Origin of the sequence: uncultured Ruminococcus sp. (assembly GCF_946415235.1) — a bacterium.
Taxonomy (GTDB): Bacteria; Bacillota; Clostridia; order Oscillospirales; family Ruminococcaceae; genus Ruminococcus.
The window spans coordinates 1-2656 of sequence record NZ_CAMKRR010000176.1 but is presented as its reverse complement, the minus strand read 5'-3'; the positions used below and the strand labels follow the sequence as shown (position 1 = coordinate 2656).

Below are 2656 nucleotides of genomic sequence, written 5' to 3'. Positions count from 1 at the left end.
ATCTACTACAACGACTACAACTACCACAAAGCCGCCTATGGTGGCAGGCAAGCTCGAAGTAATTCCAATGACCGATGAAGATATAGTAAGCTCGGGCATTGACATCAGCGGTGAAGAAAACTACAACGGCTTCAGGTATTCTATCGAAGCTGAATACGATACTGCGGGAGTTGTAATCCAGAGGGATGTTGTTTACAGCTCTACGGGAGCTAAGTTAGGCAGCAAGATACTTTTCGCGCTTGCGGACGGAAATATCATAGAGCTCAAGAACGATGATACAGGTCTTGACTCAGGCTTCAGCGGCGGTACGTTCATTGATGCCCTTGGTGCATATGTTTACCATGCGGAGACTGTCGATGAAGAAATGTATCTCTTCGTAGACGGAAACTGCAGATGGCTTAAGGAGTTCTATGATGTACAGCTTCTTGTTATCAACACAGGCGGAGGAATACTTACCCAATGCAAGGCAAAGCTCAATTATCCTGACGGACTGACTCTTGTTAACAGTGAACGTGAGCAGAGCATAGATGACCTGAGTGCAAACGCCTCAAAAGTTGCTCACTGGTATCTCCGCGGAGACGTTGCTGGAGAATATGGTCTGACGGCTGATTTTTCGGCACTCAAGAACGACGATCCAAATGATCCGTTATACAGACAGTTCTCCACAAAAGAGAAGTTCAGGGTTTATGCAAATGACGCTGTTCATATGGATGTGATCCTTCCGAAGTATTCTTATTACAAAAAGGATTATGCTATCAAGATAAAGCTTACCAATATTTCCGACAAGCCGATCTATGATCTTGAGTGTGCTGTGGACAGAAAAATGCAGGTCTCAAGGGCAATATTGAGGAATTCCTATGATCTTTTCGGAATGGATTTTGAATTTGATAAATCGAAGGGAGAAGTCCTTCAGCTGACAGGAAACGGTGAAAGGCTGCGTGTTCATGAGCTTCTGCCCGGTGCGGATAATTCAGTTACTCTCGAAATAACAGTTAAGGATCTTTGGAAATCTATCTATGAGCAGTACATTTCGGCAGAAATATTTGATGCCAACGAAAGACTGCTTTTCGATCTGCTCAAGAATGATCCCGAGCTGTTCCGGAACGATCTGGTAAGAAGCGAGTATGCAACATACTTCAGCGTGCTTCCGACCGAGCATATTTTAAAGAATATCAATGTCGGCTTCTATGGTTCGCAGACACCTATCAGTCATTTTATCAAAATAGAGGCACCGTCGTCTTTACCTTCGGGCAACAGAGTTGATATTGTTACAGATACTGCAAGAAACAGACTGAGAGATATATTCAACGGACCGGCAGATCCCGAAACAGACCTCGAAAAATTCAGAAATGACTTTATTTTCAATGTCGATATACGCGATGAAAATGACGTAGAATCTGCCTATAACGAGTACGTAAACAAAAAGTTGGGTAATGGACTGCTCAGAGCATGGAGTGATATACATGAAGATCATTACATATATTGTGATAATCACGGACGCAAGATATCAAATATCTATGTTGAGATCGACACACGCCGCGGAGCTCCATCCGAAACAAGCGTATCAGCAACAGGCGGTGCATTTGAGATCACAGACATCTACGGCAATACTGTGGACGCTGACGGACGTTTTGCTGTTCCCGACGATGAGGACATCATCAGGATAAAAGCGCTTAAAGAAGGCGTAAGCGGAAATCTTGTATTCGAGTATGCTGACGGTACTAAAGAAGTTCAGAAGATACGCAGTGCAGAAACACATCAGTGTGTATCGACAGGCAGATTTGAAGTAATACGTACTCCGATAAGCGGGAAATCAGGATTTGCAGTACGTGTATGCGATGTATGCGGAGAACTCACAGACTGCTGTCCTATCTATCACGAGGCATCAGCAATGCTCAGCAATGCAGAAGCATATTCTGATATAAGAGTTGCTGTTGATGAGGCTGTAAAGGCAGGGGAGAGCACAGAGCTCACACTGTTCGGCAAGGTTGCTGTAACAGCCGATGTAACTATACCCGAATATGTAGACGTACTTATAACTCCCGATACGGTAATAAACGTAAAGGAAGGCTGCAAGCTCGTTGCAAAGGGCAAGGTCACCGATCTGAGCGGACAGAATTACGATCTCAGCGGAAATGGTCCTGTTGTAACAACAACTGATGTCACATCAGTTTCAACGACTTCAAGCAAAGCAACAACAACGACAACAACCACCACCACAACAACGACAACAACAACCACCACAACAACGACAACTACTACCACAACAACCGCGACAACAACTTCTGCTGCATCCACAACGACTTCATCTGCAAATATCGCTTCCGATGAAGAGATAATCAAAATGGCTGTCATGGATTATCAGGGCAGAACATCAATTCGCGTTGAAGATGCAGAAGTAAAAACCACATCTGACGGTCAGCTTGAGATCACTCTCAAGGACAAAGCAGGAAATGTACTTGATACCTATACGATCGATCCCAAGACGGGCGAGGGAACAAATTCAGCAAATGAAGCAGTTTCGCTCCCGCAGACAGGAAATAATTCGATGACGAATATGTTTATCGCATTCGCTGCATTCTTATTGATAGTTCTTGGTTCGGCAGCTGCACTGCTGTCAAAGGTCCTTGAGCGCCGTAAGGAAAGCGAAGAATAA

General features: G+C 44.4%; 1 protein-coding gene. It reads left to right on the top strand.

The annotated features are described in order from the left end of the window. Nucleotides 1-2656, top strand: a 2656-nt coding sequence (locus Q0R37_RS15600) for an LPXTG cell wall anchor domain-containing protein (protein WP_294755543.1), incomplete at its 5' end; no start/stop codon positions are given.